The sequence below is a fragment of the Lentzea miocenica genome, assembly GCF_033949945.1.
Classification (GTDB): Bacteria; Actinomycetota; Actinomycetes; order Mycobacteriales; family Pseudonocardiaceae; genus Lentzea; species Lentzea miocenica.
Genome location: NZ_JAXAVW010000007.1, coordinates 214,499 through 236,854, shown reverse-complemented (window position 1 = coordinate 236,854; position 22,356 = coordinate 214,499). Strand labels below are relative to the sequence as shown.

Genomic DNA, 22,356 nt, shown 5'->3' with positions numbered 1-22,356 from the left:
TCAACGGCGGAGCAGCGGCCGCGGGTCGATCGCCCACACCACCTTGCGCCACCAGGAAGCCTTGCGCCGCACCGCTTTCCTGACCTGCCGCGCGAGCCGCCAGCTGTGCTCGGCCCTGACCGGTTCGGGTGCGAAGGCGGCCTGGTCGACCAGCACGGCCAGCGTGGTCCCGGCCTCGCCCCACTCTCGTCCGACGTCCGGCACCGTGCGGCTCGGTTTCGGCCGGAATCCGGCCAGCTGCAACGAGTCCAGCACCTCGTTCCACGCTCCCACCGGCCCCGCCGCCCGGAACCGCAGCCGGCGCGACGTCCGTGCCACGTACAGCGCCACCAGGAGCAGCAGCGGCGCGAACACCCAGAACGGAAAACCCTTCGGCGGCTGAGGCACGGCGGTGTTCTCGGCCGGTACCGCGGTCGGTTGCACCAACGGCGGCACTGAGGCCAACGAGGTGGGCGCCGGCTTGGCCGTGGTCGACGCGAGCCGGTTCAGCACCTCGCGCTTCGACGCGGCGCTGGGCCCGCTTCCGTTGCCGGACACGGGATCGAACGCCACCCAGCCCCACCCGCTGAAGTACACCTCCGGCCAGGCCGTGGCGTCCGCGGCCCGCACGATCCGTTCGCCGTCCTGCTCCGGCACCGGCTGGAACCCGACCACAACGCGCGTGGGCAACCCGACCGCCCGCGCCAGCACCGCGTATGCCGACGCGAACTGCTCCGCCGTCCCAGCCCCGGCCCCCGCCTCCCCGGTCTGTCCGAACAGGAACGTCTCCAGCCGCGCATAAGACGACCCGACCGGCGCCTCGGCGTCCGGCCTGCGGTTGAGCCGCACGACCTGTTCCAGCGCAACAGCTTTCTCGTACGGCGTGCGCGCGTTCGCCGTGGCCTGCCGCGCGTACTCCGCCAACGTGAACGGCAACCGCGGCAACGCCGTGTACCTGGTGGCCTCAGGCACCTTCGCCTCAGCCAGATCCGTGTCGGCCGGCGTCTCCACGGTGCCTCTCACCGTGTAACTCAACCCCGTCCTGAGCCCCTCGGCCACCACCAGCGACCCGGTGTCCGGATCCACCATGGCGTTGCTCAACGAGACCGCCTGCGGCTTCCCCACGCCAGGCAACCACTCGCCCTGCAACCCGGTGATCCGCAGATCAACGCTCGCGTCCTGAACCTTCCCACCAGCAGGCAGATCCGGCGCGTCCACCACACCCAGCGGCCCGTACGTGGAAGCGGCCTCCCACGAAGCCCCCGAATACCGGCTCAACGTCACCAACCGCACCGGCACCTCGGGCCCGCGCATCCGGAACAACTCAGCGTCCCCCTGCGCGGCCCACGCAGCCAACTGCGGCAACGGATTCGCGATGGCCACATCGGTCACCGGCGGCGTGACCAGCTTGCGCGGCTCAAACCCGTTGGTGGGCAACACAAAGGCGAGCAACGTCAACGCCGCCAGCCCAGTCGCGACGACCGCGGGCGGCACCACCGGCCCGCGCCGGTCGATGATCAGCCACCCCAGCGACAGCAACACCACCAGCACCAGCGCGACCAGCCCGTACCGGTCCGCGCGCCCCGTGGTGAGCAACGCCGCCGACACGTACAGCGTCGCCGCCGCGAGCGCGGGCACGAACAACGCCGTTCCCCGCCTGGTCACCGACAGCACCGTCACCGTGGACAGGCCGACGATCAGCAACATCCCCGGCACCAACAACTCAGGCGTGGCAGGCGCGGGCCTCGCCGCGGTGAGCAGGCGGGGCACGGTGTCGAGCAACACCCACGTGGGATCGCGGTCAGGCGACGCACCCCGCGCCGCGAAGAACCCGCCGGTCATGGCCAGCACCATGACGGCCAAGCCCGCGAGGCCTGCCGGCACGAGCCTTTTCAGCCCCAGCGCGAGGAATCCCGCGAACGCGGCCAGTCCGAAGTAGACGTGCGCGCCGTCCCAGGCCTGGGCCAGCTGGAGCGAGCCGACGAGGAGGACAGCGGCAACCCACGCGAACTTCACCGTGCCACCACCGCGTTCCACGAGTCGACCAGGTCCTCCGCCTTCGCCCCGCTGATCACCAGCACCGACCCGGCAGCCCCCACGGGCCGCTTCTCCCCCACCACGAGCACGGTGCCGAACGCGGCCCGCCCCGCCTCCAGCACCAGGGCGGGCACGGTTGTCCCGCTGACCACGGCCACGACGTCGAGGTCGCGCACCGGCACGGTCGGGCGGCCGTCGGTGTCCTGCAGTTCCAGGTCCGCGAGGGCGGCCAGGATCGGGGCCGAGTCCTGGGTCTCCTCCAGGGAGGTGCCGCCGGACGACGTCAGCAGGCGCACCGGGTGTCCTTGCTCCAGGGCTGAGGTGACCAGCGATGCCGCCACCTCCACCGCCTCTTCGAAGCGTTGGGGTTCCGCGTAGGAAGCAGCGTTGTCGTCGAGCAGCACGGCCAGGTGCGGGCGGGCCGGGTCGGCGTCCTCGCGGATCATCAGGGTGCCGGTGCGCGCGGAGGTGGCCCAGTGCAGGCGGCGCAGGTCGTCGCCTGGCACGTACTCGCGCAGGCCCACCAGGTCGGTGCCGCCGCGTTCCACGCGTTCGTCGGCGCCTACCTGGCCTCGGCGGGCGCCGGAGGGCAGGCCGCGGACGGGCAGGACGCGCGGGACGACTCGGACCTGGACCACCTCGCCCAGGACTGTGCGGGCCTGTGCCAGGCCGGCCAGGCCTTTGCGGCGCAGCGTCAGCGGGCCCACGTCGAACACGCCGCGGCGTTCGGTCGGGATGGCGTAGTCGACGGCCTCCACGACTCCGGGCTTGAGCAGCGGCACGTCGACGGCGGAGGGGGCGCCCGCGACCATGTCGACGGCGTCCAGTGCCACTGGCCAGCGGCCGGTGGCGGACAGTTCCAGGCGGCCGTTGCAGCGGGCCAGGCGTGGCACGGTGCGGGGGCGGACGGTTCGCGTCACCGAGAGCGGTGACGCGACCAGCACCGACACGATGGACGCGATCACCAGGGCGACGAGGGCCAGGCCGAACGCTGTCATGCCCGCGTAGCGCCACCACAGGCCCACGCCGAGCATCAGCAGGCCCAGCACCGCCGTTCCGGTGCCGCGGACGGTGAGTCTCATTGCGTTGCGGGCTTGGGGACCGGCACGCGCGCGAGGACGTCGGCCAGCACCTCGGACGTCGTCACGCCCGCCAGCACGCTCTCCCGCGTCAGCACCAGGCGGTGGGCCAGCACAGGGTCCGCGATGTCCTGGACGTCCTGCGGCACGACGAAGTGCCGGCCCTTCGACGCCGCGTACACCTGCGCGCACCGGACCAGGGTGCGCAGACCGCGCGTCGAGGTGCCCAGGCGCAGGCGTTCGTCGGTGCGGGTGCCCACGCCCAGGCCGGAGATGTAGTGCAGGATCGGGTCGGCCACGTGCAGCAGCTGCAGACGTCCGCTGAAAGCGCTCACCTCGCGCGGGGACGACACCGTGCGCACGTCGGCGATCCGGCCCGCGCCGCTGCCGGGGCGCAGCACGTCCAGTTCGTCCTCCACCGACGGGTAGCCGATCGAGGTGCGCAGCATGAAGCGGTCCAGCTGCGCCTCCGGCAGGCGGTAGGTGCCGTCGAGGTCGATCGGGTTCTGCGTCGCCACCACGAGGAACGGGTCCGGCACCGCGTGCCCGACGCCGTCGATCGTGACGGTCCGCTCCTCCATGACCTCCAGCAGCGCGGACTGCGTCTTGGCCGCCGCGCGGTTGATCTCGTCGGCCAGCACGATGTTCGCGAACACCGGGCCGGGGCGGAACCGGATCTGGCCCGTCTGCGGGTCGTAGACCGAGGTGCCGGTGACGTCGGACGGCAGCAGGTCCGGCGTGAACTGCACGCGCCGCGACAGGCCGCCCAGTGCGCCCGCCACGGCTCGCGCCAGCGTCGTCTTTCCCGTGCCCGGCACGTCTTCCAGCAGCACGTGGCCGCCCGCGAACATCGCCACCAGCACCAGGTCGATCACGTCGCGCTTGCCGCGCACCGCGCTCTCGACCGCGTCGCCGAGCCGGGTGTGCAGGTCGCGGAAGGCGGAAACCTCACCGGTGTCGATCACTTTTCCTCTTCTCTGCGAACACCGATGCGCAACAGGAACGCGCAAGCCAGCAGGCCCAGTCCACCCGCACCCATCGGCGCGGTCCCCGCACCGGCGGGAGCCATCCGCGGGATGCAGGAAGGCTTGCCCGCGCACTCGTCGTAGGTGAAGAAGGCGTTCTTCGGCGCCGATTCGACCTGGCCGGCACCGGTAGCCGCGTAGGCGCGAACCACGATCGAGTTGCTGCCCTCGTCCACGTCGATCGTCGCCGATGTCGCGTTGCACGGAATCCCTGCCGAGAACCCGTACGTCTTGTTCACGACCTCGCAGCGCCCGTTGTGGTTCGCCCAGTCGGCAGGCGGAGCCATGTTCACCCGGCGCGTCGGGTTGGTGCGCAAACCGGTGGTACCGGTGATCACCGCGGCACCAGCGGTCGGCAACGACGGCGGAGGCGGGGGCTGTGTGGTCGTCGTGGTCGGCGGCGGAGTGTTGGGTGGAGGCGTGTTCGGGGGCGGGGTGTTCGGGGGCGGGGTGTTCGGCGGAGGCGTGTTGGGCGGCGGGGTGTTCGGGGGTGGCGTGTTCGGCGCCGTGACCGTGAACGCCGCCATGCCCGACGCACCGGCCTGCGTCGCCGTCGAGGCGCGCACCGTCACGTCCAGCCTGCCGCTCGTGCAGAACGTGGAACCCGTGCACGGCACCGACAGATCGGCGGACGTACCGGCCGACTGGGCCGACACCGAACCACCGCTGAACGAGCCGGAACCCGTCACGGTGTAGCCCACCACCGGGTCGGTGGACGCGGCCGGGCTCCAGCTCACCGTCACGACGACCGCCGAGGCGGTGCGCGACTTCTCCCGCACCGTCACCCCCGCGGGCGCGGCCGGAGCCGTTCCGCCGGAAGAAGAAGGTGGCGTCGATGACGACGACGGGGGCGCGGGCACGTCCGGGGGTGGAGGGTTGTTGCCGGGGTTGCGCGGCGGCTTCACCGGCTCGTTCGGGTTAGGCGGCGGGGGCGGCGGCACCGACGGCGGCGGCGAGCGGTCGGGGTCCTTCACCGGCAGTTCGGGGCTGCGGATCGTCAGCGACCGCGTCCCGCCGTCGGCGTCGACCAGCACGCCCGTCGACGAGCCCGGCACGTTCACGAACAACCGGCCGTCGTCGAACACGAGCTCGGGGTCGGACCCGCCGGAAGTGCGCACGTCGTCGCCACCGCGGCTACCACCGCGGTCGAGGATGATGACCTTGCCGGATCCCTTGCACGGCACGTAGACCTTGTCGCGGTAGACAGCGGGACGCCCCGGCTTCGGGCAGCCCAGCGCACCGACGTCGACGCGCAGCACCTCCCGCCCGACGACCAGCACGACGGTCGAGGACGACGGCACCGACGCGGGCACCAGGTCCAGCGGCGACGACTGCGCGGCGATCACCTCGGCGTCCGAGCGGTCGGTCGACGACGACACGTCCTCACCGGTGCCGTCGCGCACCACGACACCGCCGTCGAGCCCGATCAGCGTGACGCCCTGGTCGTGCGGCACGAGAACAGTGCGCGGCCCGGCACCGGACACCTGGCGCTGCGACCGCTCCTGGAACCGCTCCTCGTCGTCGGACCAGTCCAGCGACCGCAACGTGCCGCCGTGATCGACCAGCCACAACACGCCGCGCTCGTCCACCACGGCGTCGGCGAGCGGCTGACCCGCCTGCCACGTCTGCCCGACGTCGGCCAGCGTCAGCGGGTCCGCGGTGTGCACGGTGCCGGCCGCGCGGTCGACGACGAACACCATCCCGTTCGACACCAGCACCTTGCTCGACGCACCGGGCGGGGCCTGCCTGCGGCCGGAAGCCAGCAGCGTCGCCAGGTCGATGACCGTGATCTCGCCGGTCCGCCGGTTCAGGACGATCAGCCGGCCGTCCTCCTGCGCGATCTCCAGCTGCGAGTCGGGCCCGCTGATCTGCAGGCGCGTCTGCGGTTTGCCGGACACCGGGTTGATCTGCACGACCTCACCGCGCTGGTCGTCCCCCAGCCAGGTGAGCCCGTCCGACACCTCCACCGACGTGCGCGAGATGCCCTGCCCCAGCGCGGCGCCCGCGAGCACCAGAACACCCAGCAGTGCCGCGACGAAACTCGCCGATTCCCGCCCTCCACCGGAGATAATGCGTTTGATCCGGTGCCACCAAGCCATGACGCGCCCTCCCTCGCCCGCCGGGGATGCTAACCCCCTGCTCTGACAACTTCGGACGGTGCACGGTTCCCGGATCGCCCGGTCAGCCGACTGGCGGACATCAGTGAATGCAATGACGAGGTCCGACAGTTTTGAAAACCGAATGGCGCTACGCCGAACTGATCAACACATAGGGCAGAGTGGGTGTATGGAGATCCCCGGGATGGGACTGGCCAAGCAGGCGCTCAACACGGCCATCGACACGACAACCGCCGTCGCCGCGGTCCCCGGCCGCGTGCTGGACCTGATCGGCGAGGTCGAACAGCTGGTCCGCAAGGTCAACGGCACGATCGACGCCGTCGACGGCATCGTGGAGAAGGCCGGCGCGCTGGTCGACCGCACGGCGAACGTCGTGGCGGACGCCGAGAAGGCCGTCGACGAGGTCCGCGCGATCACGGCGAGCGCCAGTGACGTCGCCGAACGCGCCGGGCTGGTCGTCACGACAGCGGGCCACACGGCACACACGGCGAACGAGTTGATCAGCATCTACGAGCCGCTGGCCAAGAAGGCCCAGCCGCTCGCGCAACGGTTCGTGGACGAGCTCTCGCCGCACGAGGTCGAGGCCGCGATCAAGCTGGTCGACGAGCTTCCGGTGCTGACAGAGCACCTGATCAGCGACATCCTGCCGATCCTGGCCACCCTCGACAGGGTCGGCCCCGAGGTGCACCAGCTGCTCGAGGTCACCAGCGACATGCGCCAGGCCATCCTCGGCATCCCCGGCTTCGGGTTCATGCGCCGCCGCGGCGAGAAAAAAGAAGAGGAAGAAGGTGTGAAGGAGGTCGAGAACGGGTAGCCCACCCGAATGACCCCCGACGCTCGTGCTGACCAACTGACCTGGTGGCTCCTGACCAGCGTGTTCGGGCTGATGGCCGCTATCGATGTCGGCCTCGCCCTGACAGAGAGAACCAGCTGGCCCTACGCGCTCGCGGCGTTGCTGCTCGCCGCGAGCGCGTGGAGCGCCAGACACGCCCTCAGACCTTCCCCGTCTTCTGATGTGTCAGGTTCGAGGGCGCTCCGAACCGGAACGGCCGCACCCGATAGGTCGCGGTTTTCTCGTCTGGGAGTGTGATCACCCCGTACGACGTGGTGTCCGGATCAAGCTGCACGGCGACGCGGTAGTCCGCCGCGCCGGCCGGCTTGACCTCGATCAGGTACCCCTCCTCGTCGGAGGCCTGGTCCTCCCACGTGAACAGGATCCCGTTGGCGTGCTTGACCTCCGCCTTCAGGTTCCGCGCCGCCGCCTCCGGTGACGACACCGGCCGCGTGCCCCTGCCGCCCTTGCGCGGCGCGGTCCAGTCCGGCCCCTCGATCTCCGGCACCTCGTCACCGGGAGGCAGCGTGACGTCCACAGTGGCGGAAGCGGGCCCGGTGAACGGCCGGACCCGGTAGTAGAACCGGGTTTCCGGGATCAGGTCCGGGTGCTGGTAGGAGTTCTTGGCCGGTGGAGCGAACTCCAGGACCGTGTACTCGCCGTCGGCGGCGTTCGCGTACTCGACGACCTGCCCGGCCGACCCCGCCTCCGGACGCCAGTGCAGCGTCACGTCGGTGGGCGAGGTCAGCTCGGACGTCAGCGCCGGGTCCTGCTGTTCTTGGCCACAGGCAGCCAAGAACAGCAGTCCCGCCAGGGAAAGGCGTTTGATCACCGGCGAACGGTCACTTGCGCCAGAACCGGATGTTGCTCCAGACGACCGTGGCAGGTCCCTGGCCGCTGGACGTCCGGTACGCGCCGAACTTGTCGTAGAAGCTCGTACCCGAACTCGCGTACGTGTGCTTGCGCGAGCCGTTGATGTACGTGCGGTGTTCGTTGCCCACGTTGTGCACGGTGTTGACGCGCACGGTCGTGCCTACCGTTGCACCGGTGGCGATGGTGGTGCCACCGTGCACTGCGTACAGCCGGCCGCCGCGTTCCACGGCGAGCATCCAGAACGGTCCCGCGGTGGGGGCCTCCCGGAACGTCTGCTTGAGACTCACGCGGGTGCCTCCGAGACTCGTGATCCGGAAGCTCCCTTCGAACTGCCGCGTGCCGCCGGTGTAAGTGGCGTACCGGCGCTCGGCACGCTGATCACCGCTCGCGGTGGAACAGGTGAGCTGGAACGTGAGACCGCTGACCGTGCCGCAGCCGCGTTGCTGAACGCTGAACGACGGCGATTCGCTGGTCCACGGCCCGGTTTCCACCTGCGCCAGTGCGGGAGAACCCGCCACGAGCAGACCGGTCGCCAGAGCGATCCCCGCGACGGTGCGGAGTCGTTTGGACATACCGATACCTCCTCAAGACGTGCTGGAGACAGCACGTTTTCTCAGGGGGCGGTAGCGGCACTGTATCTGATAATGATCCGATGTTCGACCTCCATCGCCTGCGGTTGCTACGAGAACTCTCCCAACGGGGCACGCTCGCGGCCGTCGCGCAGGCGCTGAACTACAGCCCGTCGTCGGTGTCGCAGCAGCTGTCGTTGCTGGAGACCGAGGTCGGTGTGCCGCTGCTGGAACCCGTCGGGCGGCGGGTGAAGCTCACCCCGCAGGCCGAGATCCTGGTGCGGCACACCGAGGAGGTCCTCGCCCGGCTGGAGCAGGCGGAGTCGGAGGTCGCCGCGTCGCTGCACGAGATCACCGGCACGCTGCGGGTCGCGACGTTCCAGACCGCGGCACTGGCGCTGATCCCGGCGACGCTGGCGCGCATGAGAGACGAGCATCCGTCACTTCGGATCGAGTTCCAGGTGCTGGACCCGGCGGAAGCGCTTTCCGGCTTGAACGCCCGCGACTTCGACCTCGTCTTCCTGGAGGAGTGGCCGGACCAGCCGGAGCCCCGGTTCCCCGACCTGGAGTACCGGGAGTTGTTCCGGGACCCCATCCGGCTGGCCGTCCCACGTGGACTGCCGATCACCGAGATCGGCTCGTTCCCGTGGATCATGGAGACCGTCGGCATGCCGCAGCGGCTCTTCAACACGAACTGGTGCCGCCACCAGGGTTACGAGCCGGACGTGCGGTTCGCCTCGGTCGACGTCCTGGTGAAGCTGCGGTTCGTGGAACGGGGCCTCGCGGTCGCGCTGCTGCCGGACCTGATCTGGTACGACCGCGAGGTCACCGTCGATCTGCACGAGCTGCCGGTCCCCCAGTCCCGGCTGCTGTTCACCGCGGCACGGGCAGGACGAGGTCAGCATCCGGCGGTGCGGGCGTTTCGCGAGGCGCTGGCGGTTTCCGCAGTGCCGCTCCAACCCCGGCTGTGATCACCAGGGCGATGGCGCCCAGCGAGACCACGCTCAGGTGCTGGCCCAGCAGGACCGCGCCGGCGAGCGCGGCCGCCGCCGGTTCAAGCGCGAGCGCGACGCCGAACGTGCTGGCCTGCAACGTCTTGAGCGCCCGGATCTCCAGCGTGTACGGGATCGCGGACGCCAGCAGCGCCACCAGCGTGCCCAGCAACAGGATCTTCGGCTCGAACAACGCGGCACCGGCCGTCGAGATCCCGTACGGCAACGTGAGCGCCGCCGCGATCAGGCTGGCCCCCGCGAGGCCTCCGCTGCCGAGCCCAGCCGTCGCGAGCTTCCGCCCGGCCAGCACGTAACAGGCCCAGAACACGGCCGCGAGCAACGCGAGCGCGACGCCGATCAGGTCGAGCTTCGCACCGGTGTACTCCCGCACGCCCAGGATCACGACACCGGCCAGCGCCAGCCCGACCCACACGAAGTCCCTGGGCCGCCTGCTCAGCACCGCCGCGAGCCCCAGCGGCCCCAGGAACTCGATCGTGACGGCCACGCCGAGCGGGATCCGGTCGAGCGCGAGGTAGAACGTGCCGTTCATGCCGGCCATGGTCATCCCGAGCACGAGCGCCTCCTGGCGGAACTTCGGCCGGAAGACGACGGCCAGCAGCAGCGCCGCGATGCCGAGCCGCAGCGCCGTCGCTCCCGGCGCGCCGATCTGGCCGAAGAGCTGACTGGCGAAGGCCGCGCCGAACTGCAGGGAGATGACCGAACCGAGGACCAGGAAGACCGCCATGGCTACAGCCTCGTTGACCAGGTCCTTTCGGTACAGCGAATGTTTTCGAGCGATATCGTTCGGTTTTCCCGAACGTTTAGACTGGCCGGTGCGATGAGACGCAAACCCTCCTCCCCTCTCCCCCAGCGCAACGGCCTGGACGCGGCGCGGTTGAAGCTGCCGCCAGAAGGTTCGTGGCCGCTGTTGCGCGACCACCTCGTGGAACGCCTGCCACGGGTCGCCTCCGAACGCATCGATGAGATGTTGCGCGAGGAACGGATCTGGGGCGTGTCCGGGCCGTTGGGCATCGACACGCCGTTCGTCCCGGACAGCTACATCTGGTTCCACCGCGACCTGCCCGTCGAGGTGCCCGTGCCGTTCGAGGTGGGCGTGGTCTACCAGGACGAGAACATCGTGGTGGCGGACAAACCGCACTTCCTGGCCACGATCCCGCGCGGTCAGCACATCATGCAGACCGCGCTGGTGAAGCTGCGCGACTCGCTGGGCCTGCCCGACCTCTCCCCCGCGCACCGGCTGGACCGGGTCACGGCCGGGCTGGTGCTGTTCGTGGTGCGCCGCGACCTGCGCGGCAAGTACCAGACGATGTTCCGCGATCGGCTGGTGCAGAAGGAATACGAGGCGATCGCCGGCTACGAGCCCGCGCTGGAACTGCCGTTGGTCGTGCGTTCACGGATCATGAAGGAGCGCGGCATCATCACCGCGTTCGAGGTCGAGGGCGAACCGAACGCCGAGACGCACGTGTCCCTTGTGGAGCATCGCGACGGCCTGGGCCGCTACCACCTGAAGCCGCTGACCGGCCGCACCCACCAGCTGCGCCTGCACATGTCCGGGCTCGGCGTGCCGATCGTGAACGACGACTTCTACCCGGTGCTGCGGGAGCGCCCGCTGGACGACTTCTCCTCACCACTGCAGCTGCTGGCCCGCACGTTGTCCTTTGTGGACCCGGTGTCCGGCCAGGAGCACGCGTTCACCTCGCGGCTGAGGCTGTCCGCCTGGTCATGAGACGTGCGTGCGGACGGTTCCGATCGGCTGCGGCGCCCAGATCTCGCTCATCCGCTCGTGCAACCGCCGGGCGAGCGCGCTCATCTCGGGGTGCGTCTCGGTGAACCCGGCCACGACCCGCGACCGGAACATCAGCCGGCCACGCGCGGTCGTGCTGTACCAGAACCAGTCCTCGTCGACGACCCTGGCGAGGTGGTCGGTGCCGTCGCGATCGAACCGCTGCACCAACGCGTCACCCTGCACGAGCCATCGCACGCACGCGTCCTCCACGCCCCCGGTGAAGCCGCGTTCCTCGAAGTAGGCCTGCTCGGCGGCTTCGCGCAGTTCCCGGGGCGTCTCCGTGACGGTCGCGCAGGTCGGGAACCCGATGCGGAGGTAGACGAGCTCGGTCACGCCGTCGCCCAGCGCCGCGCCTTCGAGGTCGACGAACCTGGCGCCCGCCTCGGTGTACATGTCGTTGCCGGGACACGGGTCGCCGTGCAGAAGGTCGAACCTCCCGGTGTCCTCGAACGCCAGCTCGCTCTCGGCGCCGCCGATCTCGACGTCCAGCGCCCGCACGAGCCGCAGGAACGGCTCCGGGTCCGGGATCCGCTGGCGTGGCAGGAGTCCGGCGTGTTCAGGTCCCGTGGCGGCGTGCAGTTTGGCCAGGCCGCGGGCGTAGTCGACCACCCAGTCCTCGGCGGGCGGCTCGGACCGCAGCCGTTCCATCACCACGGTCCGCTTGTCCGGGTCCACGTCGAGGACGCGCGGGACGACACCGGTGTGCTCGGCCAGCCTCAGCGCGGTGATCTCGCGCTCGAACGCCACGGGGTCGCCGATGACCTGCTTGATGATGCGGTCGCCGTCCGCCCAGACGTTCGACCGCTGACTGCTGTCGAGGAGCTCCACCCTGCCAGTATTCAGTGCCATGGACTTCGTCATGCTGCACGGCACCACCCAGACGCCGGCCTGCTGGCAGCCGTTGCGAACCCTGCTGGAGCAGCACGGCCACCGCACGTTCGCGGCCGACCTCACCGACCGCGAGGGCTGGCTGGCCGAGGACTACGCGGACGAGGTCGCCCGCCAGTTCCCCGATGCGGACCGTCCGGTCGTGATCGGCCACTCCGGCGGCGGCCTGCTGCTGCCCGCCGCGGCGAACCGGCTCGGCGCACGGCACCTGGTGTGGATCGGCGCGCTGATCGCGGACCTCACCGGTGGCATGAGCGTGATGGAGGAACTGCGGGATCACGGAGAGGAGATGTTCCCGCCCGAGTGGTTCGGGTGGTCGGGCGCGGACCTGCTGAGCGAGCCGGCCGTGAGCGCCTACTTCCTGTTCCACGACTGCAACCTCGAACAGCTGAAGTTCGCGCTCGGCACGTTGCGGCTCTTCCAGCCGCAAGGCGCGTTCACCCAGCGCCACCGGCACGACGACCTGCCGGACAGCACGGTGATCGTGCCCCGGCAGGACCGGACCATCAGGCCGGAGTGGATGTGCCGAACCGCCCTCGAGCGGCTCGGCACCCCCGCGATCGAGATCGACGGCGATCACTGCCCGCACATTCCGCGCGCACAGGAGATCGCCGAGATCATCCTCAGGCGAGTGTGAGCGCGTACAGCTCCACCCGCGGGTCGTTCGGCAGCGTCACCGACCGGACCGTCTTGGCCGCGTCCAGCCGCAGCGACTGACCGAACAGCCGGACCGGCGGCCCGTCGACGCCCTGGCCCGCCTTGATCCGGTGCGGCATCTCCAGCACCACCGGGCCACCCGCCGCCCAGTCCGGCACCGTGGCGGCGACCTCGGCCGAGGTGCCGTCGGTGTACCAGACGGTGAAGGCGGTCGAGACCGGCCCGTTGTGCGACGAACCCACGACGTGCAGCCAGGAGAACTGGCCGGTGGGCAGCAGCAGACCCTGACCCCGTGCCTCCACGAAGTTCGGCGCGGTTCCCGCCGGATCCGGTGCCTGGTAGGTGATGCCGCCCCACGTCACGGGCCCGGCGGGCGGCAGCAACGCGGCGTCGTAGCTCCAGCCGCCGCCGTCGAAGTTGCCCGCGGCGGAGTCGGCCACGGTGGCGGTGCCGTCGTGGTTGCGCTCCGGACCGACGTCCACCGAACACGTCGAGAACGCGCACAACGCGGCCGGCTTCACCTCGATCGCGGCCTTCACCGTCACGGACTCGACCTTCACCGAGACCTCGTAGGAACCCACCGGAGTGCCCGCGGGCACCGACACCGTCAACGGCACGGTCTTCTGCGTCGGCAGATGGCGCGACACGATGACGAACGGCTTGGCGCCACTCACCTTCCAGCCCGCCGGCGCGGTGACCTCAGGCCGGACGGTCATGCCGGACGGAGACTGCGCCAGCACGTCGAGCTGCAAGGTCAGCGACTGCGCGGAATCCGAGGTCGGCATGACGATCTCGGTGTTCCGCAGCGACGCGGACAACGCACGGCGCGAGTCGGTGTTGCCGTCGTTCAACGACGGCGGCTCGTCCGAACGGCCGGTGCCCCACGACGAAGGCTTCGAGGACACCTCGTAGGAGAGCTTGCCGCCACGCCGCACCGAGTCCCAGTCCAGCCACGTCTTGCGGACGTCACGCCCGTTCAACGAGGCACTGCGCACGTACCGCACCGAGTCGGAGACGTTCGGCGCGGCGACGGTCAGCGTGCCGCCCTGGGATCCGTACTGTCCGATTCGGACGGTCGCGGACGGGAACTGCGGTGACGACAGGGCGAGGAAGTCGCCGCCGCTGAACGTCGGGTACATGCCCAGCGACGAGAAGACGTACCAGGCCGACATCGTGCCCAGGTCGTCGTTGCCCGTCATGCCGTCGGGGCCGGTGGTGAACAACGTCATGGCCGCCCGCACGACCGTCGCGGCCTTCGACGGCGTGCCCGTCCACAGGTACATGTACGGCGCGAGCAGGTCGGGCTCGTTGTTCGGGTTGTAGGTCGGTTTGCCGTAGTAGTCGTACGGTTCGGTGATCCAGTCGCGCCGTGCGGTACCGGCGGGATCCACCAGGAGCTTGTCGTAGGCGAAGAACGAGTCGAGGCGCTTCTCGGTTTCCTTGCGCCCGCCCATCAGCGACACCAGGCCGGCCGGATCCTGCGGCACGAGCCACTGGTACTGGTAGGCGCCGCCCTCGTGGAACTGGTGCGAGGCGTCCACCGGGTTGTACGGCGTCAGCCAGGTGCCGGCGACGGTGCGCGGCCGGAACTGGCCGATCGACGAGTCCCAGAGGTTGCGGTACCACTGCCCGCGATCACCGAACAGCCGCGCGTCGGCACGCTTGCCCAGTCCCTTGGCCATCAAGGCGAGTGACGCGTCCGCCGCCGAGTACTCCAGCGTGGCCGAAGCCGGGTGCACGCAGTCGTTGTCGCCGCCCTTGTGCGCGCAGTCCGTGCCGAGCTTCAGACCGGACGGGATGTACCCGCGATCCGAGTAGTACTGCACGCCCGAACGCCCGTTGTACGGCGATTCCGCCGGCGGTAGCGACAAGGCGTTGGTGCGCAACAGCTGGTAGGTCTCCTCCTCGAAGCCCTTCAGCAGCCCCTTCGACCAGGCCTCGACCAGGAACGGCGTCACCGGGTCACCGGTCATGATGTTGGTCTCGGACGACGCCAAAGCCCAGCGCGGCAACCATCCTCCGTCACGTCCACTGGCCACGACGGACAGTGCGACATCACGGGCGACCTCGGGTTCGAGCATCTGCAACAGCTGGTTCTGTGGTCTGTACGTGTCCCACAACGAGAAGTTCTGGTACGGCGTGTAACCCGAAGCCGTCCGCACCTTCCCGTCGAAGCCCATGTACCTGCCGTCGACGTCACCGGCGAGGTTCGGGTGCAGCACCGAGTGGTAGAGCGCGGTGTAGAAGGCGACCTGCCGGTCCCGCGGCCCACCGGACACCTTCACGGCGTCCAGCTGCTTGCGCCAGGTCTCCTTCGCCGCGGCCGTCACGGCGTCGAAGTCGTGGGAGGGAGCCTCCGCCGCGAGGTTCTTCCGCGCGCCCTCGATCCCGGTGTAGGACAGGCCGACCTTCAGCACGACGTCACGGTCGGCGGTCGCGTCGAACGTGACCCACGCGCCGTTCCCGCCGGTTCCGGCCGCGTCCCTGGCACCCGCCGTGGGAACACTCCCCCGCCACGCGCCGAAGGAAGCGAACGGCCGGTCGAACGTCGCCGTGAAGTAGACGGTGTGCTCGTCCTTGCCCGCGCAGAACCTGCCGTTGCGCACCCGGCCCTCGATGGTCCGGTCGCCGACGACGTGGATCTCCGAGTCGAGCACCGTCTGGTTGGACCGTCCCGTGTTGAACAGGACGTTGGCCGCGGCCGACGACGGGAAGGTGTAGCGCTGCCAACCGGTTCGTGGTGTGGCCGTGACCTCGGCGTTCACCCCGTAACGGGACAGCCCGACCCGGTAGTAGCCGGGTTGCGCGGTCTCGTCCGAATGGCTGAACTCCGACTTGTAGGCGTTGATGTCAACGTTGTCAACGGACCCGACTGTCGGCATCACCGGCAGCTCGCCCATGACCCCGCAGCCCACGCCCGACAGGTGTGTCTGCGAGAAGCCGTAGATGGAGGTTGCCTTGTAGTCGTACCCGCCCTGTCCTCCCGTGTCAGGGCTGACCTGCACCATCCCGAACGGCACCGAGGCGCCGGGGAAGGTGTTGCCGAAGTTCTGCGTACCCACGAAGGGGTTCACCAGTGACGAGGGGTCCTCGTCCGCTTGAGCCGCTTGCGCAGGGACTGTTAACCCCAGTAACAGTCCGACTACAACCAGTGTCCGCATAGGGGGCAGTATTGTCGGAACGTCGCCGCCCCGACACCCATCGGAGGTCGGCGATGCGCGCATCAGCCGTGGCGTTGCTGCTTCTTGTCGCGTTTTGTCAACCGGCACACGCCGCAGCCACTCTCGACACCGTCACGACAACGTCGGTCTACGGATGCCTGCGCACCAACGGCGCGGGCGTGTACGACGCGGCGGTCAACAAGACGTTCGTGACGTACTCGGGCACGAACCACGACATCTACGTCAAGGCGTTCGACCACGCCGCGAACACCTGGTCCGCCGCGGTCAAGGTCGCCGCGCTGAACCTGACGCACGACAACGCCTACCACGACTATCCGGTGCTCACGCAGCTCGGCGACGGCAGGCTCGCGGTCTTCCGCGCGACCCACACGAGCTCGATGCAGTTCTACACCGCGCCGGCGCCGCGTTCGATCACCGGCACGTGGACCGCTCGCACGATCTCCACCGACAGGAACACCTACCCCGAGCCGGTCGTCATCGGGACCACGATCCACCTGTTCTACAGCCACAACACGGACCTGTCGCACCCGTACCGCACGTTCAAGATGATCAAGTCGACGGACAACGGCAGGACGTGGTCCGCGCCCCGCATGATCATCGATTCCGGTCGTACCGCGGACAGGTACGCCGAGGTCTACGCGTTCGGCGTGACGCAACGCAACGGCCGCATTTATCTGACCTGGTCGATGCACGGCGGACCGAAGGGCCACAACGGCGGCGGCAAGAACATCTACGTCGCCTACTTCGACACGGTCTCGGGCAACCTGTTCACCGTCGGCGGCACGTCGCTCGCCACCGTCATCGACGCGGCGGACCTCGACAAGACCCGTGTCGTGACGACGAACCCGCTCGACCTGCCCGCCGGCAAGGGCCTGCCGGAGGAGAACCCGGTGACCGTGCCGCTCGACGACGGCTCGCTCGTGCTCGGCTACGGCGTGCACACCAGGACCAGCGCCAAGATCGTGCTGTCGCGCTTCGCCGGTGGCACTTGGACTTCGACGACCGCGGACACCTCGACGTCGTTGTTCAAGGACCTCGTCGCCACCGGCAACAGCGTGCACTTCTCCTACGCGAGCGCGGACCGGAAGCGGCTCCTGGTGAAGTCGTGGACGCCCGGCGGTTCGGTGACGCCGAAGCACGACCTCGCGGTGCCGTACTCGGCCGGAGCTGACACGACGTTCTACGCGAACTTCGTGGAGAACCGGCCGAGCGACCTGGTCGCGAACACCATCGACTACGAGACCCGCAAGACCAACCACACGGGCAAGTGGCCGGTGTTCTCGCTCAGGGGTTAGTCAGCAGCGCTTGCCGGTGTACTTGTTGTAGCTGTAGTCCTGCGCGACGCTCACGAGGCCGTAGGCGGCAGTGCACTTGCTCAGCGTGTTGGTGGGACTGCTCCACAACTCCTTGGGGTCGTAGGGGTTGCTCTTGCCGCCCTTGTGGCTGTCCGGCGTGGTGTCGCTCGCGCTGCTGTACACGGCGACCGCGGTGTCGGTGATCCAGTGGTGACCCGAGTTGCGGAAGCTCTCCCACATGTAGACGTAGGACCAGTTCGAGCCGCAACCCGCGAACTGCTTCACGGACGCGATGTTGTCGCCCTGGAACTTGATGTACGCGGTCGCCCCGATCTGCCCCGCGCTGGCACAACCGGGCGGCGTCTCCGCGTTGGCGACACCGGGGAAGACGAAGCCCAGCAGCACCAACGCGACGGTGATGATCGCTCTCTTCATGTGGGGGATCATCACCGTTCGCGCTGACAACTCCCTGACACCGGGGTATGCAGGACACATGCCCGTACAGCTCAACCACACCATCGTCCACGTCTCGGACCAGGAGCGCTCAGCGCGTTTCCTCACCGAGCTTCTCGGCCTGCCAGAAGCGGTCCGCTTCGGCCCGTTCCTCGTCGTCGAGGTCGCGAACGGCGTCTCGCTCGACTACATGACCAGCCGCGACCCGATCACCGAGCAGCACTACGCGTTCCTGGTGAGCGAGGAGGAGTTCGACCAGATCTTCGGCCGGATCCAGGAGCGCGGCCTGCGGTACTGGGCCGACCCGTTCCACTCGCAGCCCGGCGAGATCAACCGCAACGACGGCGGGCGCGGCGTCTACTGGAACGACCCGGACGGCCACGCGCTGGAGATCATCACCAGGCCGTACGGCTCGGGGTCCTGACCTGACGATCGGTTCACGTATCTAAAAGGTATAGACCACCTCTTGTGCTCGGAGTGCCCCGCCTGCCACCGTGAGAGCGGTAACACACAGTGGGCGCCCTGACACTCCGAGGAGTTGGTCCCATGTTCAGGACACGCGCCGCCGCCCTGTTCGTCGCGCTGATCGGCGTCTTCACGTTCGTTCAGCCGGCGACGGCAGCGCAGTTCATCATCACCGAGACGCAGTTCAAGAACATGTTCCCGTCCCGCAACAGCTTCTACACCTACGGCGGCCTGAAGTCCGCGATGGCCACGTTCGGTTCGTTCGCGAACCAGGGCAGCGACACGGTGAAGAAGCAGGAGCTCGCGGCGTTCCTGGCCAACGTCTCGCACGAGACCGGCGGGCTCTACTACATCCGCGAGATCAACCAGAACGGGGACTACTGCGACGAGACCCGGCCCTACGGCTGCCCGTCACCCCAGAAGTACTACGGCCGTGGCCCGATCCAGCTGTCGTGGAACTTCAACTACAAGGCCGCCGGCGACTACCTCGGCGTCAACCTGCTGGGCACCCCTGAGCTCGTGGCCACGAACGCGACCATCTCGTGGCGGACCGCGATCTGGTACTGGATGACGCAGAACGGGCCTGGCACGATGACCCCGCACAACGCGATGGTCAACTCGCGCGGCTTCGGCCAGACGATCCGCAGCATCAACGGTTCCCTGGAGTGCGGCGGCCGCAACCCCGGCGCCGTCGAGAGCCGTGTGTCGAAGTACCGGCAGTTCACCGGGATCATCGGCGTCGCGCAGGGTGGCAACCTGTACTGCTGAACAGTTGACAAAACAGGTCTAGACCCTTGACTGGTCTGGACCAATGGTGCCAATCTCAGCGTTGTTCACATCCGTGATTCTCCGGGCGCACAGACTCCAGGAGTGGGTGACCTTGCTGAGAAAACGCATCTTGGCGTCTATCGCGGCCGGTGTGATGGTGGCAATGGCAGTCATCGCACCGACCGCTTCTTCACAGGCGGAAGTGTCCGCGCAGGCCTGCACCTACACCGACTGGGTGCAGGGCAAGCAGTACTACACGGGCAACATCGTCAAGTTCGAAGGCGGCTTCTACATCGCCGAGCACGACAACCCCGGTTACAGCCCAACGATTTCCACCTGGTTCTGGGAGCCGACGAGCTGTGACGGCGGTGGAGGTGGCGGCGGCGGCACCTGCACCACCGCCACGGACTGGGTCGCGGGCAGGGCCTACGTGACCGGCAACATCGTGCGGTACAACGGTTCCTACTACATCGCCGAGCACGACAACCCCGGCTACGACCCGACGATCTCCACGTGGTTCTGGGAGCCGTACAACTGCGGTGGTGGCGGTGGTGGTGGCGGCGGCGACTTCGTCGTCAGCGAAGCCCAGTTCAACCAGATGTTCCCCAGCCGCAACGGCTTCTACACCTACAGCGGCCTCGTCACCGCGATGAGCGCCTACCCCGGCTTCGCGAAGACGGGCAGCGACACGGTGAAGAAGCAGGAAGCGGCGGCGTTCCTCGCGAACGTCTCGCACGAAACCGGTGGTCTCGTCTACATCACCGAGATCACGCCGGGCGTCTACTGCGACTGGAGCCGTCCGTACGGCTGCCCCGCCGGGGCCGACCAGTACTACGGCCGCGGCCCGATCCAGCTGTCGTGGAACTTCAACTACAAGTCCGCCGGCGACGCACTAGGCATCGACCTGCTGAACAACCCGCGACTGGTCCAGACGGACGCGGCCATCGCGTGGAAGACGGGCCTCTGGTACTGGAACACGCAGACCGGACCGGGCACCATCACCGGGCACAACGCCATGGTCAACGGCAACGGGTTCGGCGAGACGATCCGCAGCATCAACGGTTCGCTCGAGTGCAACGGTGGCAACCCCGGCCAGGTGCAGAGCCGCGTCACCAAGTACCAGCAGTTCGTCGGGATCCTCGGCGTGCCGGCCGGTGCGAACCTCTACTGCTAGTAGGACGCGATCCGTCCTAGTTCGGCCGTAGCTTGGCCGCATGACGACGGAGCACGACGAACTGCTGCGGATGCTGGACGACCAGCGCAGGGTCTTCCGCATCGCGATGCGCGACCTGTCCGAGGCCGACGCCCGGAAGCGCACGACGGTCAGCGAGCTCACCCTGGGCGGATTGCTCAAGCACCTCGTCCAGGGTGAGCGCGCCTACACGCACATCATCACCGGCCGGCCGGGCACACCGGACGGCATGCTCGACACCGGCCAGTACGTCTGGGAAGGCGGTTCCTTCGAGGAACTGCTCTCCTCCTACACCGAAGCGGCGCGCGCGACCGACGAGGCCGTGCGCGCCGCTTCGCTGGACGCGTTGGTCGCGATGCCTTCCGCGCCGTGGGACCCGAACCCCGAACCCTGGCCGGTCCGGCGGATCGTGCTGCACGTGTTGCGCGAGACCGCACAGCACTCCGGGCACGCGGACATCATCCGCGAGGCGCTGGACGGTGCGTCGACGACCGATCAGCTGTTCAGTTGACGGCAGGGTTCAGTTGACGGCGAGCTGTTCCTTCACCTGCGCGAGCGACGGGTTGGTGAGCGCCCTGCCGTTCGGGAAGTGGACGGTCGGCACCGTGCGGTTGCCGCCGTTCACGCTCATCACGAAGTCGGCCGCACCCGGCGTCTCCTCGATGTTGATCTCGGCGTACTCGATGCCCTCCCGGTCGAGCGAGCTCTTCAGGATCCGGCAGTAGCCGCACCACGAGGTCGAGTAGACGGTCAGCTGGTCGGGAGCCATCAGGCGCACTCCTCATCGGGGTTGGACGAAGTCATCAGTATCAACATCCGATGAGGAGCGCTTCTTCCCAGGGCGGTTCAGGTCACTTCTGGTGCCTGAGCAGCTTCGAGCCCGGCTTCTGGGACTCGAAGTCGAGCTTCGCCCAGCTCTTGTCCTTCGGCACGGACAGGATCCGGGCCTCGTCGAGCAGGCCGTCGAACGAGCGCTTGCGGCTGTTGCTTCCCGGCGTCTTCTCGTTGTTGCCGATGGTCACCGGCTCGGCGCCGGTGGTCTTCCAGGCGTTGGTGTCGGTCTTGCCGACTTCGAGCTTGCCGTTGATGTAGTAGTAGGCGTTCGGCTTGTCGATGACGAAGACGAAGTGGTACCAGGTGTTGTTCTTGACCTTCGTGTAGGCGCCGGAGGGCAGCGGGCACCAGTCGTAGTTCGCGACGTCGATGCACGGTTCGGTCTGGTCGCCCTCGCCGAAGTAGTGGATGCGGAAGCCCGTCTCACCCTTGGCGAACATCGCGATGTACGCGGCCGGGTGCGTCTTCGCGTTCGACCAGATCGAGAAGGTGCCCTTGGAGGGCAGCGGGTTGAACAGGCCGCTCGTCTCGCTGCCGGGCAGCAGCACGTACTCGCTCCTGGCCCTGGTCAACGACAGCGCGTTGCCGACCACGCCGGTGCCGGTCGCGTCGCCGGTGATGTTGACGCCCTTGCCGTTGAGGTTGCCCGTGGAGTCGCGATAGCCGTTCGCCGCGCCCTTCTCGGCGAGGTGGTGGGTGGTGACCCAGCCGTCGGCCTTCGGGAAGACCTTGGTGCCGTCGCTCTCCGGCGACGCCTCCGGGTTGCCCCACTTCAGCGTGATGGTCTGGGTGGCGTTGCCCTTGACGTCGGTGCGGACCCAGATCGCGGCCTGCTTGGCGGCCGCGTCCCACTTCTCGATCTCGTACGGCAGCGGCCTGCCAGCCGGGTCGTCGAACCTGACGTCCGCGCCGCCCGGTTTCGCCTGGCCGAAGTCGAAGTTCGACGCGTCGAGCTTCACCGGCACGGGGAAGCCCCTGACGTCGCCCGGCACGTTCGCCCCGGCGGCCGTGGTGTCGATGGTGATCTTGCGTTGATGCGCCCAGCCCGCCTGCGCTTCCGATGCCACCGCGGGTAGCAGGAGGCTCGCGAGCAAGGCGGCCGAGATGGTGAGTGTGCGCCCAGTCCTGTGCATGTGATCCCTTTGTCCGGGGCGGCGGACACTCAAGGTCTTACTGTAAACCTTGTTTCCTGTCAGCCTGCATCACTCGGACGGAGCAACGAGAGGCGATCGTCAGGCAATCGTCAGGTTAATTTGCCACACGGTGGGTGAGCATGAGTTCGCGCACGCCCCGAAATTTCGGGCGTGCAATT

At 68.6% G+C, this 22,356-nt stretch carries 21 protein-coding genes; 9 read left to right on the top strand and 12 right to left on the bottom strand.

Features of this window, described 5'->3' with window-relative positions; all coding sequences use genetic code 11:
• From SK803_RS10830 to SK803_RS10815, 4 genes are read right to left on the bottom strand one after another with little or no spacing between them, the layout of a single operon-like run.
• The gene (locus SK803_RS10830; RefSeq protein ID WP_319965722.1) at positions 1 to 1,995 is read right to left on the bottom strand and encodes a DUF3488 and transglutaminase-like domain-containing protein; all 1,995 of its coding nucleotides are present in this window, start codon (positions 1,993 to 1,995) and stop codon (positions 1 to 3) included.
• The gene (locus SK803_RS10825) at positions 1,992 to 3,098 is read right to left on the bottom strand and encodes a DUF58 domain-containing protein (RefSeq protein WP_319965721.1); all 1,107 of its coding nucleotides are present in this window, start codon (positions 3,096 to 3,098) and stop codon (positions 1,992 to 1,994) included. The genes SK803_RS10830 and SK803_RS10825 overlap by 4 nt, the downstream gene beginning before the upstream one ends.
• On the bottom strand, positions 3,095 to 4,060 hold the full coding sequence (locus SK803_RS10820; RefSeq protein WP_319965720.1) for an AAA family ATPase: 966 nt from the start codon (positions 4,058 to 4,060) through the stop codon (positions 3,095 to 3,097). Before SK803_RS10820 ends, SK803_RS10825 begins: the two co-directional genes overlap by 4 nt.
• The gene (locus SK803_RS10815) at positions 4,057 to 6,219 is read right to left on the bottom strand and encodes an NHL repeat-containing protein (protein WP_319965719.1); all 2,163 of its coding nucleotides are present in this window, start codon (positions 6,217 to 6,219) and stop codon (positions 4,057 to 4,059) included. Before SK803_RS10815 ends, SK803_RS10820 begins: the two co-directional genes overlap by 4 nt.
• Before the next feature lie 187 nt (positions 6,220 to 6,406).
• On the opposite strand from SK803_RS10815, the gene SK803_RS10810 reads away from it, so the two are divergent.
• Positions 6,407 to 7,051: a hypothetical protein gene (locus tag SK803_RS10810; RefSeq protein ID WP_319965717.1), complete on the top strand. Its 645-nt coding sequence runs from the start codon at positions 6,407 to 6,409 to the stop codon at positions 7,049 to 7,051.
• Between the two features lie 178 nt (positions 7,052 to 7,229).
• Here the strand turns inward: SK803_RS10810 and SK803_RS10805 are convergent, their stop codons facing one another.
• Both SK803_RS10805 and SK803_RS10800 read right to left on the bottom strand, forming a co-directional pair.
• Entirely contained in the window at positions 7,230 to 7,901 is a 672-nt protein-coding gene (locus SK803_RS10805; RefSeq protein ID WP_319965716.1) for a fibronectin type III domain-containing protein, read from the bottom strand.
• Between the two features lie 10 nt (positions 7,902 to 7,911).
• A complete protein-coding gene (locus SK803_RS10800) occupies positions 7,912 to 8,514 on the bottom strand; it encodes a hypothetical protein (RefSeq protein WP_319965715.1) in 603 nt (200 codons plus the stop codon).
• A gap of 80 nt (positions 8,515 to 8,594) precedes the next feature.
• Here SK803_RS10800 and SK803_RS10795 point away from each other — a divergent pair, with 80 nt between their 5' ends.
• Positions 8,595 to 9,482 carry a LysR family transcriptional regulator gene (locus SK803_RS10795; protein WP_319965714.1) on the top strand — a complete coding sequence of 296 codons (888 nt, stop codon included), beginning with the start codon at positions 8,595 to 8,597 and terminating at the stop codon, positions 9,480 to 9,482.
• Here the strand turns inward: SK803_RS10795 and SK803_RS10790 are convergent.
• Positions 9,385 to 10,248, bottom strand: coding sequence for an EamA family transporter (locus SK803_RS10790; RefSeq protein ID WP_319965713.1), 864 nt, complete (start codon positions 10,246 to 10,248; stop codon positions 9,385 to 9,387). The two genes, SK803_RS10795 and SK803_RS10790, sit on opposite strands and share 98 nt — an antisense overlap.
• A gap of 93 nt (positions 10,249 to 10,341) precedes the next feature.
• On the opposite strand from SK803_RS10790, the gene SK803_RS10785 reads away from it, so the two are divergent.
• Positions 10,342 to 11,250, top strand: coding sequence for an RluA family pseudouridine synthase (locus SK803_RS10785; protein ID WP_319965712.1), 909 nt, complete (start codon positions 10,342 to 10,344; stop codon positions 11,248 to 11,250).
• Here the strand turns inward: SK803_RS10785 and SK803_RS10780 are convergent.
• Positions 11,245 to 12,138, bottom strand: coding sequence for a phosphotransferase family protein (locus tag SK803_RS10780; RefSeq protein WP_319965711.1), 894 nt, complete (start codon positions 12,136 to 12,138; stop codon positions 11,245 to 11,247). The genes SK803_RS10785 and SK803_RS10780 overlap by 6 nt on opposite strands.
• Before the next feature lie 19 nt (positions 12,139 to 12,157).
• Here SK803_RS10780 and SK803_RS10775 point away from each other — a divergent pair, with 19 nt between their 5' ends.
• Positions 12,158 to 12,835: an alpha/beta hydrolase gene (locus SK803_RS10775; RefSeq protein WP_319965709.1), complete on the top strand. Its 678-nt coding sequence runs from the start codon at positions 12,158 to 12,160 to the stop codon at positions 12,833 to 12,835.
• Here the strand turns inward: SK803_RS10775 and SK803_RS10770 are convergent.
• Positions 12,822 to 16,016: a GH92 family glycosyl hydrolase gene (locus SK803_RS10770; RefSeq protein WP_319965708.1), complete on the bottom strand. Its 3,195-nt coding sequence runs from the start codon at positions 16,014 to 16,016 to the stop codon at positions 12,822 to 12,824. The two genes, SK803_RS10775 and SK803_RS10770, sit on opposite strands and share 14 nt — an antisense overlap.
• A gap of 53 nt (positions 16,017 to 16,069) precedes the next feature.
• On the opposite strand from SK803_RS10770, the gene SK803_RS10765 reads away from it, so the two are divergent.
• Positions 16,070 to 17,332, top strand: coding sequence for a BNR-4 repeat-containing protein (locus SK803_RS10765; RefSeq protein ID WP_319965707.1), 1,263 nt, complete (start codon positions 16,070 to 16,072; stop codon positions 17,330 to 17,332).
• Here SK803_RS10765 and SK803_RS10760 read toward each other — a convergent pair whose 3' ends face one another.
• Positions 17,333 to 17,767, bottom strand: coding sequence for a hypothetical protein (locus tag SK803_RS10760; protein ID WP_319965706.1), 435 nt, complete (start codon positions 17,765 to 17,767; stop codon positions 17,333 to 17,335).
• A 58-nt stretch (positions 17,768 to 17,825) separates the two neighbouring features.
• Here SK803_RS10760 and SK803_RS10755 point away from each other — a divergent pair, with 58 nt between their 5' ends.
• From SK803_RS10755 to SK803_RS10740, 4 genes are all read left to right on the top strand, one after another.
• Positions 17,826 to 18,209, top strand: coding sequence for a VOC family protein (locus SK803_RS10755; RefSeq protein ID WP_319965705.1), 384 nt, complete (start codon positions 17,826 to 17,828; stop codon positions 18,207 to 18,209).
• A gap of 122 nt (positions 18,210 to 18,331) precedes the next feature.
• Complete coding sequence (locus tag SK803_RS10750; RefSeq protein WP_319965703.1) at positions 18,332 to 19,018, top strand: chitinase; 687 nt, start codon at positions 18,332 to 18,334, stop codon at positions 19,016 to 19,018.
• A 163-nt stretch (positions 19,019 to 19,181) separates the two neighbouring features.
• Positions 19,182 to 20,192 carry a glycoside hydrolase family 19 protein gene (locus tag SK803_RS10745; RefSeq protein WP_319965702.1) on the top strand — a complete coding sequence of 337 codons (1,011 nt, stop codon included), beginning with the start codon at positions 19,182 to 19,184 and terminating at the stop codon, positions 20,190 to 20,192.
• 40 nt (positions 20,193 to 20,232) lie between these two features.
• On the top strand, positions 20,233 to 20,721 hold the full coding sequence (locus SK803_RS10740) for a DinB family protein (RefSeq protein WP_319965701.1): 489 nt from the start codon (positions 20,233 to 20,235) through the stop codon (positions 20,719 to 20,721).
• 9 nt (positions 20,722 to 20,730) lie between these two features.
• Here SK803_RS10740 and SK803_RS10735 read toward each other — a convergent pair whose 3' ends face one another.
• The gene (locus SK803_RS10735) at positions 20,731 to 20,979 is read right to left on the bottom strand and encodes a mycoredoxin (RefSeq protein WP_319965700.1); all 249 of its coding nucleotides are present in this window, start codon (positions 20,977 to 20,979) and stop codon (positions 20,731 to 20,733) included.
• Positions 20,980 to 21,061: 82 nt separating this feature from the next.
• Positions 21,062 to 22,177 (bottom strand): DUF2341 domain-containing protein, encoded by a 1,116-nt coding sequence (locus tag SK803_RS10730; RefSeq protein WP_319965699.1) that lies wholly within the window; start codon positions 22,175 to 22,177, stop codon positions 21,062 to 21,064.
• Between the last annotated feature and the right edge of the window lie 179 nt (positions 22,178 to 22,356).

Excerpts from the sequence above, each read along its gene's own strand:
- SK803_RS10825 (WP_319965721.1), bottom strand. The coding sequence starts at position 3,098 with ATGAGACTCACCGTCCGCGGCACCGGAACGGCGGTGCTGGGCCTGCTG.
- SK803_RS10815 (WP_319965719.1), bottom strand. The coding sequence starts at position 6,219 with ATGGCTTGGTGGCACCGGATCAAACGCATTATCTCCGGTGGAGGGCGG.
- SK803_RS10810 (WP_319965717.1), top strand. The coding sequence starts at position 6,407 with ATGGAGATCCCCGGGATGGGACTGGCCAAGCAGGCGCTCAACACGGCC.
- SK803_RS10800 (WP_319965715.1), bottom strand. The coding sequence starts at position 8,514 with ATGTCCAAACGACTCCGCACCGTCGCGGGGATCGCTCTGGCGACCGGT.
- SK803_RS10795 (WP_319965714.1), top strand. The coding sequence starts at position 8,595 with ATGTTCGACCTCCATCGCCTGCGGTTGCTACGAGAACTCTCCCAACGG.
- SK803_RS10790 (WP_319965713.1), bottom strand. The coding sequence starts at position 10,248 with ATGGCGGTCTTCCTGGTCCTCGGTTCGGTCATCTCCCTGCAGTTCGGC.
- SK803_RS10785 (WP_319965712.1), top strand. The coding sequence starts at position 10,342 with ATGAGACGCAAACCCTCCTCCCCTCTCCCCCAGCGCAACGGCCTGGAC.
- SK803_RS10775 (WP_319965709.1), top strand. The coding sequence starts at position 12,158 with ATGGACTTCGTCATGCTGCACGGCACCACCCAGACGCCGGCCTGCTGG.
- SK803_RS10770 (WP_319965708.1), bottom strand. The coding sequence starts at position 16,016 with ATGCGGACACTGGTTGTAGTCGGACTGTTACTGGGGTTAACAGTCCCT.
- SK803_RS10765 (WP_319965707.1), top strand. The coding sequence starts at position 16,070 with ATGCGCGCATCAGCCGTGGCGTTGCTGCTTCTTGTCGCGTTTTGTCAA.
- SK803_RS10760 (WP_319965706.1), bottom strand. The coding sequence starts at position 17,767 with ATGAAGAGAGCGATCATCACCGTCGCGTTGGTGCTGCTGGGCTTCGTC.
- SK803_RS10755 (WP_319965705.1), top strand. The coding sequence starts at position 17,826 with ATGCCCGTACAGCTCAACCACACCATCGTCCACGTCTCGGACCAGGAG.
- SK803_RS10750 (WP_319965703.1), top strand. The coding sequence starts at position 18,332 with ATGTTCAGGACACGCGCCGCCGCCCTGTTCGTCGCGCTGATCGGCGTC.
- SK803_RS10745 (WP_319965702.1), top strand. The coding sequence starts at position 19,182 with ATGGCAGTCATCGCACCGACCGCTTCTTCACAGGCGGAAGTGTCCGCG.
- SK803_RS10740 (WP_319965701.1), top strand. The coding sequence starts at position 20,233 with ATGACGACGGAGCACGACGAACTGCTGCGGATGCTGGACGACCAGCGC.
- SK803_RS10735 (WP_319965700.1), bottom strand. The coding sequence starts at position 20,979 with ATGGCTCCCGACCAGCTGACCGTCTACTCGACCTCGTGGTGCGGCTAC.
- SK803_RS10730 (WP_319965699.1), bottom strand. The coding sequence starts at position 22,177 with ATGCACAGGACTGGGCGCACACTCACCATCTCGGCCGCCTTGCTCGCG.